12 protein-coding genes are annotated in these 13,361 nt (G+C 44.0%); 9 read left to right on the forward strand and 3 right to left on the reverse strand.

Translation table 11 applies throughout. The features are described from left to right. Positions 1-39 precede the first annotated feature (39 nt). Both ABWT76_RS17020 and rnc read left to right on the forward strand, forming a co-directional pair. On the forward strand, positions 40-213 hold the full coding sequence (locus tag ABWT76_RS17020) for a hypothetical protein (RefSeq protein WP_156331809.1): 174 nt from the start codon (positions 40-42) through the stop codon (positions 211-213). A gap of 111 nt (positions 214-324) precedes the next feature. After that, a complete protein-coding gene (rnc, locus tag ABWT76_RS17025; RefSeq protein WP_054466903.1) occupies positions 325-1,005 on the forward strand; it encodes a ribonuclease III in 681 nt (226 codons plus the stop codon). A 176-nt stretch (positions 1,006-1,181) separates the two neighbouring features. Here the strand turns inward: rnc and ABWT76_RS17030 are convergent, their stop codons facing one another. Next, positions 1,182-3,770 (reverse strand): hypothetical protein, encoded by a 2,589-nt coding sequence (locus ABWT76_RS17030; RefSeq protein ID WP_082348886.1) that lies wholly within the window; start codon positions 3,768-3,770, stop codon positions 1,182-1,184. 207 nt (positions 3,771-3,977) lie between these two features. Here ABWT76_RS17030 and ABWT76_RS17035 point away from each other — a divergent pair, with 207 nt between their 5' ends. The 3 genes from ABWT76_RS17035 to ABWT76_RS17045 all read left to right on the forward strand — a co-directional run bounded on the left by ABWT76_RS17035 (position 3,978) and on the right by ABWT76_RS17045 (position 6,670). Beyond that, positions 3,978-4,844, forward strand: a complete 867-nt coding sequence (locus ABWT76_RS17035; protein WP_354634663.1) for a calcium-binding protein — start codon at positions 3,978-3,980, stop codon at positions 4,842-4,844. A 266-nt stretch (positions 4,845-5,110) separates the two neighbouring features. After that, entirely contained in the window at positions 5,111-5,680 is a 570-nt protein-coding gene (locus ABWT76_RS17040) for a DciA family protein (protein WP_354634664.1), read from the forward strand. A 666-nt stretch (positions 5,681-6,346) separates the two neighbouring features. Next, complete coding sequence (locus ABWT76_RS17045; protein WP_354634665.1) at positions 6,347-6,670, forward strand: hypothetical protein; 324 nt, start codon at positions 6,347-6,349, stop codon at positions 6,668-6,670. Between the two features lie 252 nt (positions 6,671-6,922). Here the strand turns inward: ABWT76_RS17045 and menB are convergent, their stop codons facing one another. Then, entirely contained in the window at positions 6,923-7,759 is an 837-nt protein-coding gene (menB, locus tag ABWT76_RS17050) for a 1,4-dihydroxy-2-naphthoyl-CoA synthase (RefSeq protein WP_354634666.1), read from the reverse strand. 598 nt (positions 7,760-8,357) lie between these two features. After that, on the reverse strand, positions 8,358-8,525 hold the full coding sequence (locus ABWT76_RS17055; protein ID WP_354634667.1) for a hypothetical protein: 168 nt from the start codon (positions 8,523-8,525) through the stop codon (positions 8,358-8,360). A 74-nt stretch (positions 8,526-8,599) separates the two neighbouring features. Here ABWT76_RS17055 and bchL point away from each other — a divergent pair, with 74 nt between their 5' ends. The 4 genes from bchL to ABWT76_RS17075 all read left to right on the forward strand — a co-directional run bounded on the left by bchL (position 8,600) and on the right by ABWT76_RS17075 (position 12,917). Next, positions 8,600-9,463, forward strand: a complete 864-nt coding sequence (bchL, locus tag ABWT76_RS17060) for a ferredoxin:protochlorophyllide reductase (ATP-dependent) iron-sulfur ATP-binding protein (RefSeq protein WP_054466895.1) — start codon at positions 8,600-8,602, stop codon at positions 9,461-9,463. A 129-nt stretch (positions 9,464-9,592) separates the two neighbouring features. Next, the gene (locus tag ABWT76_RS17065) at positions 9,593-10,789 is read left to right on the forward strand and encodes a DUF5331 domain-containing protein (protein ID WP_190879242.1); all 1,197 of its coding nucleotides are present in this window, start codon (positions 9,593-9,595) and stop codon (positions 10,787-10,789) included. Positions 10,790-10,831: 42 nt separating this feature from the next. After that, entirely contained in the window at positions 10,832-12,226 is a 1,395-nt protein-coding gene (locus ABWT76_RS17070) for a ferredoxin:protochlorophyllide reductase (ATP-dependent) subunit N (RefSeq protein WP_054466894.1), read from the forward strand. 403 nt (positions 12,227-12,629) lie between these two features. Beyond that, complete coding sequence (locus ABWT76_RS17075) at positions 12,630-12,917, forward strand: GIY-YIG nuclease family protein (protein WP_054466893.1); 288 nt, start codon at positions 12,630-12,632, stop codon at positions 12,915-12,917. Positions 12,918-13,361: the final 444 nt, after the last annotated feature.

The following is a 13,361-nucleotide window of genomic DNA, read 5'->3' on the forward strand; positions in this document are numbered from 1 at the left end:
TCTATTGCCTGAATCACAAATACTGGGTTAGGGCGAAGCATGACCGGATTAAATTTATGGTTTTCAGAAACCGGGTTTATTGTAGGGGCGATTCGCGAAATTGTAGGGGCGATTCGCGAATCGCCCCTACTCGGTATGAAGCATAGATTGTTGCAGAAACCCGGTTTCTCCTGCGGTCATGCTTCGCCCCTACAGATTTGTTTTTTTCTGTAAAAAACGCTGTAACATTGAGCGATTATGGGCGATGTTACAGCGGTTATTTGTGGTAAAATACCTAATAAATGATATAATTTACATGGGAAACAAGTCAGGAGAACTATTCAAATGCATGAATTGTTAAATTTTAAAGATGAAAAGCTCTTGCGACAGGCTTTGACTCATCGTTCTTATACTAATGAAAGTTTTGGGGAACTACATAATGAACGCCTAGAGTTTTTAGGGGATGCTCTATTAACCTTTATTAGTGGCGAGTATCTCTACTGTCGTTATCCGGAAATGGCAGAAGATGAAATGACTCGACGGCGATCGGCATTAGTTGATGAAAAACAACTCGCTAAGTTTGCGATGGAAGTAGGGTTAGACTTTAGAATGCGTCTCGGAAGAGGCATGATTCAAAATGGGGGATTTCAAAGTCCTAATTTATTGAGTAGCACTTTTGAGGCAGTGGTTGGAGCCTATTATTTAGATCACGATCGCAAGATGGAGGTACTTCGTCCAATTATCGAAGAGTTATTTGATTCTGTACCTGCCACCACTGTTGAAATCCGTTCTAACATCGATTCCAAAAATAGATTTCAAGAGTGGGTACAAACAACCTTTGGATCTGTACTGCCCAAATATGTCACCGAACGAATTGGCGGACCCGATCATGCCCCCGAATACCTGTCTACAGTTTTTGTCAATGATAAATCCTATGGAAAAGGCAAAGCTTGTGGCAAGAAAGAAGCGGAAAAAAAAGCCGCTGAAAATGCTCTATCTGAGCTTAAAAAACAAGGGTTGATTTAATAGTCAACTTGAGGGTTTGAGAAACCGGGTTTCTTTCCTTAATTAATATCGGTATTGTTGTCTTGTCTCAGAAACCCGGTTTCTTGAATTTGGGGTAGGGGCGCGATCGCTGTTCATAAACCGGGTTTTTTTCCTTGATTAATATCAGTATTATTCCATTGTCTCAGAAACCCGGTTTATTGGCTCCGAGATAAAAATAATTTTGCTAACAATTTCCCCATAGCTGCTGCATAAACCCGACTATCCAAAAATGGAGGTAATTGACAGAATTTATCCTGTAGATGCTGTTTTAAACCCTGTCGTTTTACCCGATCTTTAGCCAATGCAATGGCTAACTGAATATAAGACGCTTCACTGTTAGTAATTAATTCAGGATGTCCCATTTCTTGTAATATTGCCGCCCCACGGCGCGATCGCAAAATATCTCCTTCTCGCACCACCACCGGCAAACCCACTTGTAACGGTGCTAATAATGATAAAGCCCCGGTATAAGGATAGGCATCCAGATAAATATCTGCTAACTGCAAACAAGCATTAACATCCGCTTGACTGGGCAAATTGCCATACAAAAAAACTCGATCTGAATCAAGGCCATATTGCTCAAAAACCTGTGCCATTTGTTTAGCAAAAGAGCGCTTGGGATATGCTTTCGCCCAATTTGCCCCAAAAGGATATAAGACTAAAATAGAATTCGGTACTGCCTGGAGAATCTTTGCCCAAGTTTCTCTTAATTCGGGAATAATTTTATAAAAATTAGCGCCGGAAATAAAAACGACGCTTTCTGAATTTACTCCCCAGTCGCTACGCTGAAATTTTAACTGTGGTTCCGGTAACGTTAAAGGATATTTAAAGCAGAAACCTGAACCGGGCAAATTGACTAATTTTTCGGTATAATATTGCTGGGATGCGGGCAATGGTGCGGTTAAGTTTCCGGCTATATAATAGTCTATATGCCGCATCCCCGTGGTAATTAAAGAAACGCTATTAATTACCTGGATTTTAGCCAGTCGATGTATGGCTAAAAGTTCAATGCTTTTATTGCGTCCGGTGGCATTACTGCCAATCAATAAAATATCGAGGTGATCGCGCCGAATTGTGTTCACTGCTGCTGCCAAACCTTCCGGTAAATGCACCAATCGATTAACTGGACTAGCGCAATAACTTTCTATAGGGTCAACTGACTTTTCAACTGCATATAATATGACATCAAATTCCTCCTGGTTCAGAAATTCAAAAATAGGCAAATTAGCCAAAGTTTCTGAGTTGTAACCAAAGTTGCTTTGCAGAATTCCTAAGCGAATTTTTCCAGAATGGGGGGCATTGTCAAACCGATAATCAACTTGATGGCTGGTTGTAATCAGCGCAAATTCAATTATTTCAGTTTGTTTAATCACTAAATCACGAAAGTTCTTTTCGGCAAAAGATAAAGGTATTCGATAGGCAATATTCGACAGTTTAATTGCTATATCTTTCCATTGAATTTCACGATTTACTGAAAATGCGGTGAATATTTTATAATGAATCTGATTAATTAAGTCTTGAATATACTGGGAATATTTTTCAATATCGCCAATTTGGGTAAAATATCTGGGAGCAGCAAAGATAAATTCTAGGAAATACTCAAAAAACCAGTCAGGAATTTCCGCCCATTGTTCTATTTGAATTACCCAGGAAAATTGGTAACTCCGACGGTACAGCATTGCTGCTAGAAAATACTGAAGATTAGAGGGATTTATTCCTGTGGCAAATTTGGGCGTAATTTGATCCAATATTTTTTGTTCTGTTGGACTTAAGGGTTCATCTTGGGTTGCCAGTTTGAGGACATTTTTATGGTCAGTTCCCACCCCTCCCAAGTAAGTCATTTTTATCTGGTCAATGGTGGTTAAACTCAGCCAGCGATCGCATATTTGTTGCCGAATTGTGTGCAAATCACCTGACTCAAAAGCGGCAACCTTGACATCCCGAAAAATTGGCTCACTATGCCACGGATCAAAGGTAATTAACTTTTGACTAGGTAAGTGGGGACGCACAAATAGTTTACTCCTTTGATTCAGCATACAAGCGGCAAAGGAAAAGGTACTATTAGAAATAGCCACGAGATCGCCTTGACTCAGAATATAAAAATCAACATAAAAATCGGCATTAAAATCAGCTTCGGGTAATTCTATAGGTAAATCTTTAGCCGTAACGGGATGATATGCCGAAAAATGATGCAAAACCGTTTCCGGTTCATCGGTAGCAATATATAATATGGGATTTTCTAAACTTGGCCATAGCTCATTTAACCAGTCTACATACCATGCAAATGGCGGAATAAAAAAATAAGAGAATCCATAGTCTTTGAGGCGAATATGCAAGCATACAACAGTTTTTTGACTTAAACCTAATTTGTGCCAAGCTTGCTGGATTTTTTGCTCAATTTCGGCTCGCGGTTTAAATAAATCACAAAAATAATCTTTATATTGGGCATAATAACTGGTATGATATTGAAAGTATCCCCAAATATCGATATTTTGTAAGGGCGGATTAGCTGTGATAATTTCACTTTCAGCAATTTCTTGGCTAGATTCCCGGATTTGCGGTAAAATTTGGCTAATTTCTGGATCCTGATGGCCAAAGAGATATTCTCCGATTGGCCATCGGGGAATTTGCACCTGTAAGTCATGTTCTTTGGCGTAAATTTTCAGAAAAGCATATTGGAAAATTTGATTGCCAAATCTGCCATTTGTGCCAAAGGTGGACATTGTAATTAGATGTTTTGTCATGTTTTTTTAAATTAACAAAAATTACTGCACAATATATATATATAATACTTGAAAATATAAAATTTAAATCAACAATTTTTCCTCTTTCCTCTTTCCTCTTTCCTCTTTCCTCTTTCCTATGCATCCTCTTTCCTCTTTCCTCTTTCCTATGCATCCTCTTTCCTCTTTCCTCTCTCCTCTCTTCCTAATTAGCAATGACAAATAGTTATGAAAATTATCGTTGCGATCGCCCATTTTTTTAATCCTCAAGGTCAAGGAGATTATGGCTGCCTAAAAGCCGGGGCAGAATCTCGGATTTCCGCATTAAGGGAACAAATCACCTCTTTTCATCAATTATTTGGTAAATTTCAGGAGTCTACCGACTATGGGGAACAACGAATTTTACCGGCAAATCGATGTGAAACTCGTGAAGTCACGATGGTGATTTGCACCACCCAAGATTACCATGTTTTACCTCAATTGTCTCTGGGGGCAAAACTTTGGCATCATTATGGGACAAATGTTCAACCGATGCTGTTGGGTTTTGAATGTCAAAGGATTCTCAGAGAAAGTTTAGGGGCTTATGATTATTATTGTTTTATGGAGGATGATTTAATCTTACATGACCCGGATTTTTTTACAAAACTGAAATGGTTTAATCAACAAGTCGGCGATCGCCATCTTCTGCAACCCAACCGCTATGAAATTTCTGTCAACGACTACATTAAAAAAACCTACATCGATCCCGAATTAGCGGAAAAGCTGACCGCCCGGTTCCAGAATATTCGCGAACAACCCCAATTAACGGGTACAGTGATGGGCAACCCCGTTACTTTTCGCAGAACGGGCAACCCTCATGCCGGTTGCTATTTTTTGAATGCTCAACAAATGGCTTATTGGGCGCAACAACCCTATTTTGCCGATCGCGATACCAGCTTTATTGGCCCGTTGGAAAGTGCCGCCACTTTAGGAATTATGCGAACCTTTAAAATTTACAAGCCTGCTCCCCAAAATGCTAATTTCCTAGAAATTCAACATTTTGGCAACCTCTGGAGTCAAAAAATTCTCAATTTAATCCCTAGAACAAATTCTTGATATAGCAATCCTAAAGTGATAGGAAAAGCCCCTACAAAAATATTATACCAATTTCAAAAATTATTGCTACGATTTTAAAGTTAATTTGGGCGCAAGCATTGCGCCCCTACAGATAAATCACCAGAAGCTTGTAGGGGCGCAATGCTTGCGCCCCAAATGATTGCATATTTAATTAGAAATGGTCTTACGATGGGAAAAGGTAATACATTCGTTGGCGCGATCGCGAAGCGGCGCGGTTTACTATCGCCCAAAAAAAGGTTTCTGCTATGGATTTTAAATCTCTCGATCAACTATTAAAGAATGTGGCGGGTCTACCGATCGCCCAAAAAATCAAAGAACATCAACAATTACTTCAAGCTTGGGAGCAAGCGGTTGGCCCGGCGATCGCCAAAGTCACTCGTCCGATCGCCATTGACCGAGACATTTTATCTATTGCCACCGCTTCTGCCGTCTTAGCCCAAGACCTCACCTTTAAACGGCGACAAATTTTAGTCAAATTAAATCCCCACCTTCCCACTCCGGTTCGGGATATTCGCTTTTCGGCCCAAAAGTGGACTGAAACACAAACCAGTAATGGGCGATCGCCTCTCACTGAACCGCAAACTTTATTACAGCAACATCCCAGTCGGATCCATCCCCCCACGGAGCAAATCATCTCCGCTCAAAATACCCCAACTGCAACCCCCCAGCAAGCCTTTCAAGCCTGGGCAAATCGGATCCAGAACCAATCAAAAAATTGGCCCCTTTGTCCCCAATGCCAATGTCCCACCCCACCGGGAGAAATCGAACATTGGACAGTCTGTGGCATTTGTGCGGTCAAACAAATGAAGCCATAATTTACAGCAATTTTCTCCGCGAGTAAACCACATATATCTAGGGGCGAACCATGACCGCAGTGTAAGGGCGAAGCATTCCGGCAGATAAATTATTGCTGAAAATATGAAATGGACTGCCGGAATGCTTCGCCCCTACGGTCAAGATCGCGCCATACCGTGGTTCAGTAAGAAAGAAAAACGCTGTAAATATAGAGTGACTTAAAAATCTGCACCCCACAAGTTATCCGAAGTCATCACGAGTTTAGAAACAGATCAAAAAACTCCCGACCAACGGATCCAAACTGAGACAAAAAAATCAGCATTACTATTTTATCCAGTTGAATTTTCTAGTTTTCTTAGTGGATCCCCAATCATTTCAATTTCCGGGGGAGCGTAATTTTTGGCTCCCTTAATTACATCATTAATCAGAGGTCGAAAGTCTGATAAAATCCCAGGTTTCACTTGATCCCCATTGGCTTTACCCCCAAATTCATTGATATTATCTCACCAAAGGATAAGCTTTAAACAATTTATGTGTAAATTTATTACCGAAATATAAAGAAAAACTTAAGCTTTGTTTAAGAGTGGGGATCGCTAAAAACTACATGGCATAATAGATTTTAATCTGTTATATGCTCTCCAGCATTGGTTCACAATTAGTTAAGAAAGTTTTGGAAGATAACCCTTATGCCCAAATCGAATTGCTTGGCATCTACCTGTGAATCTTGTCGCTATTGTCGGTACTTCACTCCAGAGGGTCGTCGGGGTGGGTATTGTGAGCAACTAGGTGTACCAGTCCAAAGCAAATGGAAAGCTTGTATGTTAGCTTTGCCCCCATTTGCACCTTCTTGGGAAACTTTGGAACAAAGTATTGCTTGGCAACCAAAACCATTCATGGTTGAAGAAGAACTCACCTTGGCAAAAACTTGGCATTCTGGTGAGTTTAAGCATATAGATTCCCCTCGTCCATCATATCGCCGCCAATCAGAGTTTCAGGAAATCTCCGTATAATCGGCTGAATCACCGGCTGAGAGTTGACGAATAAAAAAAACATAAGTTAATCAAACGCAAGATTATGTAGAATTATGTGTTGATTCATTAGTAAATTATTCTGTCAATTTTAAGATTTCTAAAGCTGATAAAACTTAACATTTTTTTCTGAGATGAATTAAAACCAATTTTTAGCGAAAATCGCACCGAGTTAAATCACTCGGTGCGGTTTCTGTCGCCGAAAATTTGCGGGAGCATTAAGGCATCAAGGGATTAGGGCAACCAGGGAAAAGACCGAAAATCCGGGGGGCGTTTTTCCAGGAATGCTTGTTTTCCTTCTCGACCTTCTTCGGTCATGTAATAAAGTAAGGTGGCATTGCCCGCTAATTCTTGGAGTCCCGCTTGACCGTCGCAGTCCGCATTAAAAGCCGCTTTCAGACAACGAATGGCGATCGGGCTTTTTTGCAGAATTTCCGTAGCCCACTGAATGCCTTCCGCTTCTAGCCGATCTATGGGTACTACACAGTTGACCAAACCCATTTGTAGCGCTTGGTCAGCATCATATTGACGACACAAAAACCAGATTTCCCGGGCTTTTTTCTGACCGACGATGCGGGCTAAATAACTCGAACCAAATCCGCCATCAAAGCTGCCAACTTTTGGCCCGGTCTGACCAAAAATGGCATTATCGGCAGCAATGGTTAAATCACAAATCAGATGCAGCACATGACCGCCGCCGATCGCATAACCCGCGACCAAAGCAATCACAACTTTGGGCATGGAACGAATTAGCCGTTGTAAATCCAGCACATTCAACCGGGGAACTCCGGCATCATCGATATAACCGGCTTCTCCCCGGACACTTTGATCGCCCCCGGAACAAAAAGCATATTTGCCATCGGTATGCGGCCCGGCCCCGGTAAACAGAACCACGCCGATTTGGGAGTCTTCGCGGGCATCGCAAAAAGCATCGTATAACTCAAAGACGGTTTTCGGGCGAAAAGCATTCCGTTTTTCGGGACGATTAATCGTGATTTTAGCCATGCCGTCAAACTTGTGATAGAGGATGTCTTCATAAGTTTTGACGGTTTGCCATTGGACTGTTTGCATGGTGAATGGGATGGTTAATGGTTAGTTTTCTTGAGCGAACCTGGTTTTTATCTTCCCATTCCCGGTAATCGGGCGACGCAAAAATTTAATAGACAATTCTGGCAAAATTCTGATGCATCCCCCCTTGGATCGGGGGGTTGGGGGGATCTCTACGGTATGAAAGCTATTCGTAGGGTGTTGTTCCGAGTGGTAACGCACCAATACCTCATATATAGAGTCGTTGCTTAAGTCCTATAAGTATAATTATTGACTCATGGGCGGTTAAGGTAGGCGGAAAACCAGCAGTCAAGAGGTAAAACCATGAAATCGCCCCAAAATTAATAATTCTTCACAACAATCTATATTTCACCAGGAGTAGCTAATCATAGCCAAGGATCCGTTGATGTCAGATCGGATTTCACATCAACCAGACTCTATGACCCAATAGCTAGGCAAAGTCATTTTGACTTTGGGTATCAGTCTATAGTCAGCAGGGGTGAGTAATTGGGCTGAATCGGATCCATTGTATTTTGGCTCTGGGGTCTCTTGGCTTTATTTTGTTTATTGTTACTATTTTTTATATTGTTTTATGTAAAAAATTATTTTTTAGGATAAATAGCTAAATTCCTGGATTCATAGCAAGGTTAATCCGCCTTGATTTTCCAGAAATTTCATCGCGGCGATTTAAGCCCCAAGTTAGTCCAGGGAGGGCTTTACTTCCATGAGGCGATCGCACCATAATGCCAACAACAGGGCAATCAAAAACCACCGTGGACCACAGGCTCATCACCAGAACCCAGAGAAACCACGGTTTACAGATAAAAAATCTCAAAAATACGCAAAAATCAGGAGAATAACAAAGTGAAACTCGCAGTTTACGGAAAAGGTGGCATCGGCAAATCTACAACAAGCTGTAATATCTCCGTCGCCCTCGCCAAACGGGGTAAAAAAGTGCTGCAAATTGGCTGTGACCCGAAACATGACAGCACCTTCACCCTCACGGGATATCTCATTCCCACCATTATTGACACCCTTCAAGAAAAAGACTTTCACTATGAAGACATCTGGCCGGAAGATGTGATCTATAAAGGTTATGGGGGCGTAGACTGCGTAGAAGCTGGTGGCCCGCCCGCTGGTGCCGGTTGCGGTGGCTATGTGGTCGGGGAAACCGTCAAACTGCTCAAAGAACTCAACGCCTTTGATGAATATGATGTGATCTTATTTGATGTCCTCGGTGACGTGGTATGTGGTGGCTTTGCTGCACCTCTCAACTATGCAGACTACTGCTTAATCGTCACGGACAATGGCTTTGACGCTTTGTTTGCCGCTAACCGCATTGCCGCTTCCGTGCGGGAAAAAGCCCGGACTCACCCCCTGCGACTGGCTGGACTGATTGGCAACCGCACTTCTAAGCGTGATTTAATTGACAAATATGTGGAATCTGTCCCCATGCCTGTGTTGGAAATTTTGCCTCTGATTGAAGATATCCGCGTGTCGCGAGTCAAAGGCAAGACCTTGTTTGAAATGGCAGACGCGGACCCATCCTTAGATTATGTTTGTGACTATTACCTGAATATTGCCGATCAAATCTTGGCGCTGCCAGAGGGTGTGGTGCCTAATGATTCTCCCGATCGCGAATTATTCTCTTTATTGTCAGATTTTTACCTCAACCCCACCAAAGGGGCGATCGCGGCAGAGGAAGAACTAGACTTGATGATGGTCTAGAAATCACCACGATTCATTCTCAGATTTCAAGTGGTTGACTGAGAAAGCAGTTATGATTCAGTACAAGACTTTGTTAGGTCTTGAAAGAATAAATTTAGATGTGATTTCAGCAACCCTTGGGAGAAGTATATGGCTTTTTTTGAAGATTTCACTCTCGTCTTAAAACAAAAGTGGTTGCAGTATTACCAAGATAATAAGCATTGGCTGGTACTGCATATGAAGGTGGCAGCGGTGAAAACCCCCGATGGGGGAATGCGACCTCCTGCCTACTTCATTCTGGGAGTGATGAGTACATTAGAACCGAAGTTAGCGCAGTTGATGCTACCTTTTTCCCAGCTAAATCCTGATGCCGAGAGACTGATTGAGGTTTTAGGTCTCAACTTTAACCCAGACAGTAGTGATGCAATTGCCGCAACCGATAAGGCATCGGATCATGGATTAGCGTCAACCCCAACGGAAAAACCAAAACCAGAACCAAAACCAGAACCTGCCGCAGTTGCGCCAACACCCACCCCTAAAACTCCGCCAACTCCCCTCGCTGTCCAGGAAGTGCTAGAAGAGTCTGCCCCTGTAGTCATCATGGCCGAATCCGAACCGGACGCAACTTTTGACACCGAAGATGCAGCAGTGGCGACCGCAGCGGCAGTTTTTGGTGCGGAAGCCCTCGATGACGAGGAAGAAGATTCCCTGAAACAAGACGTTTGGGGGGAGGAATCCGAGTCCCTCACCGAGGAAAGCACCACTAATGAATTAGAGGGATTTTCTGAATCCGCCGATGATGACCTCGGTGGCATGGGACTCGATGCCTTGGAAGATGAATCCGCCGATGATGACCTCGGTGGCATGGGACTCGATGCCTTGGAGGAAGAATCCGCCGATGATGACCTCGGTGGCATGGGACTCGATGCCTTGGAAGATGAATCCAGCGATGATGAACTCGGTGGCATGGGACTCGAAGGTCTGGGGGATGCTTCTGGAGAGGATGATGACCTGGGCGGCATGGATCTCGAAGGTCTAGGAGATGCTTCTGGAGAGGATGATGACCTGGGCGGCATGGATCTCGAAGGTCTGGAAGCTGATTCCAGCGATGATGACCTGGGGGATCTCGATCTCGGTGGTCTGGAAGCTGATTCCAGCGATGATGACCTGGGGGATCTCGATCTCGGTGGTCTGGATGATGACGCCGATGATGACCTGGGGGATCTTGATCTCGGTGGTCTGGATCATGATGCCGACAATGATGGTCTTGGGGATCTCGATCTAGATGATTTAGGTGGGGATATGGACTCAGATGATGATGCTTCGGATCTTTTGAAGGGTTTGTAATTAATTTTCCGCAGCAAAATTTAAATAAAGGAGAATTGTTTCATGGCTGTTGCTCAACCTGAAGCACTGAACTTTGAGTGTGAAACTGGAAATTACCATACGTTTTGTCCGATTAGTTGCGTGGCGTGGCTTTACCAAAAAATTGAAGATAGTTTCTTTTTGGTGATTGGCACGAAAACTTGTGGTTATTTCCTGCAAAATGCAATGGGCGTGATGATCTTCGCGGAGCCCCGCTATGCGATGGCTGAGTTGGAAGAAGGTGATATTTCCGCTCAGTTGAATGATTATAATGAGCTCAAGCGCCTGTGTTTGCAGATTAAGCGCGATCGCAACCCCAGTGTGATTGTTTGGATCGGCACCTGCACCACAGAAATCATCAAAATGGACTTAGAAGGTCTAGCGCCAAAACTAGAAGCGGAAATTGGCATTCCCATTGTCACTGCTCGTGCCAATGGTTTAGACTACGCTTTCACTCAAGGGGAAGATACCGTCCTCGCGGCAATGGTGAATCGTTGCCCCAGCAAAGTGGTCGAAGCGGAGAAACACGAACGCAACGCGATTCAAAAACTTCTCAGCTTTGGTCGCAAAACGGAAGTGGAAACAACTCACGAGTCTGAGTATGTGGATCACCCGCCATTGGTGCTGTTTGGCTCCCTGCCTGACCCCGTGGTGACTCAGTTAAGCTTGGAGTTGAAGAAACAAGGGATTAAGGTTTCAGGTTGGCTGCCAGCGAAACGATACAGTGAACTGCCAGTCATTGAAGAAGGCTATTATGTGGCGGGGGTAAACCCATTCCTCAGCCGCACCGCCACAAACCTGATGCGGCGCCGCAAGTGCAAGCTGATTGGGGCGCCGTTCCCCATTGGACCCGATGGCACCCGCGCTTGGATTGAGAAAATCTGCTCGGTGTTGGGAGTGGAACCGAAAGGGCTGGCAGAACGGGAAGCCCAAATTTGGGCAAATCTGGAAGATTATATTCAACTGATTCGGGGCAAGTCGGTCTTTTTTATGGGTGACAACTTGCTAGAAGTGTCCTTGGCTCGCTTTTTAATTCGCTGCGGGATGACTTGCCCGGAAATCGGTATTCCCTATATGGATAAGCGCTATCAAGCGGCTGAGTTGCAGTTGCTAGAACAAACTTGTCACGAAATGGGCGTCCCAACTCCGAAGATTGTGGAAAAACCGGATAATTACAATCAGGTTCAGCGGATTTATGAGTTAAAACCGGATTTGGTGATTACCGGGATGGCCCATGCTAATCCTCTGGAAGCTCGCGGGATTAATACGAAGTGGTCGGTAGAGTTTACTTTTGCTCAAATTCACGGATTTACTAATGCTCGTGACATTTTAGAGTTAGTCACTCGTCCCCTACGTCGGAATAATTCTCTGAAGGATTTGGGCTGGGATAAGTTGGTGAAAGAAGAAGCCAAAGTTTAATTTTTTCGTTGGTTAATTAGAGGCGATCGCGCCTAGGAAATAGCTCGCCAATGCGGGCTATTTTTTTTACAATTTGTCAAAACCGCTTTCACCGGAATCCCCAGCAATTTGTCAAAACCGCTTTCACGGGAATCTATTTTTAAACCTGTCATTCCCGCGAAGGCGGGAATCCACCGACAAACATTAAATCACCAAACTGTCAAAACCGCTTTCACGGGAATCTATTTTTAAACCTGTCATTCCCGCGCAGGCGAGAATCCACCGACAAACATTGAATCCCCACCAATTTGTTACTCCCGCTTTCACGGGAATCTATTTTTAAACCTGTCATTCCCGCGCGGGAGTCCACACCAATTTGTCATTCCCGCCTTCGCGGGAATCCACTTTCACACATTGAAAATCCATGAAAAACTATTTTATCTACATCCTAGCCAGTAAATACAATGGAACCTTATATATAGGAGTCACCAATGATTTACTCAAACGAGTGTACGAACATAAAAATAATTTCGTGGATGGATTCACGAAACAATATGGAGTTCATCGATTAGTCTATTACGAAGTGTTTAATAGTATCGAATCGGCAATAAATCGTGAAAAACAGATTAAGAAGTGGCGCCGGGAATGGAAGATTAATTTAATTGAAAAGGATAATCCCAAGTGGGATGATTTGTATGATTCTCTGTTTTGATATAGCGGAACTCTTGAAGGCATAGACAGTGTATGGATTCCCGCCTTCGCGGGAATGACAGTGGGGGGCGCGGGAATGACAGTGGGGGGACGCGGGAATGACAGTGGGGGGACGCGGGAATCACCGTGTATGGATTCCCGCCTTCGCGGGAATGACAGTGGGGGGACGCGGGAATGACAGTGGGGGGGGCGCGGGAATGACAGTGGGGGGGCGCGGGAATGACTGTGTATGGATTCCCGCCTTCGCGGGAATGACAGTGGGGGGGCGCGGGAATGACAGTGGGGGGGCGCGGGAATGACTGTGTATGGATTCCCGCCTTCGCGGGAATGACAGTGGGGGGGGCGCGGGAATGACAGTGGGGGGGGGCGCGGGAATGACAGTGGGGGGGCGCGGGAATGACTGTGTATGGATTCCCGCCTTCGCGGGAATGACAGTGGGGGGACG

The sequence above is a fragment of the Planktothricoides raciborskii GIHE-MW2 genome (assembly GCF_040564635.1).
Lineage (GTDB): Bacteria > Cyanobacteriota > Cyanobacteriia > Cyanobacteriales > Laspinemataceae > Planktothricoides > Planktothricoides raciborskii.

Coding starts and splice junctions, on each gene's coding strand:
- ABWT76_RS17020 (WP_156331809.1), top strand. CDS start 40: ATGACCGGATTAAATTTATGGTTTTCAGAAACCGGGTTTATTGTAGGG.
- rnc (WP_054466903.1), top strand. CDS start 325: ATGCATGAATTGTTAAATTTTAAAGATGAAAAGCTCTTGCGACAGGCT.
- ABWT76_RS17030 (WP_082348886.1), bottom strand. CDS start 3,770: ATGACAAAACATCTAATTACAATGTCCACCTTTGGCACAAATGGCAGA.
- ABWT76_RS17035 (WP_354634663.1), top strand. CDS start 3,978: ATGAAAATTATCGTTGCGATCGCCCATTTTTTTAATCCTCAAGGTCAA.
- ABWT76_RS17040 (WP_354634664.1), top strand. CDS start 5,111: ATGGATTTTAAATCTCTCGATCAACTATTAAAGAATGTGGCGGGTCTA.
- ABWT76_RS17045 (WP_354634665.1), top strand. CDS start 6,347: ATGCCCAAATCGAATTGCTTGGCATCTACCTGTGAATCTTGTCGCTAT.
- menB (WP_354634666.1), bottom strand. CDS start 7,759: ATGCAAACAGTCCAATGGCAAACCGTCAAAACTTATGAAGACATCCTC.
- ABWT76_RS17055 (WP_354634667.1), bottom strand. CDS start 8,525: ATGAGCCTGTGGTCCACGGTGGTTTTTGATTGCCCTGTTGTTGGCATT.
- ABWT76_RS17065 (WP_190879242.1), top strand. CDS start 9,593: ATGGCTTTTTTTGAAGATTTCACTCTCGTCTTAAAACAAAAGTGGTTG.
- ABWT76_RS17070 (WP_054466894.1), top strand. CDS start 10,832: ATGGCTGTTGCTCAACCTGAAGCACTGAACTTTGAGTGTGAAACTGGA.
- ABWT76_RS17075 (WP_054466893.1), top strand. CDS start 12,630: ATGAAAAACTATTTTATCTACATCCTAGCCAGTAAATACAATGGAACC.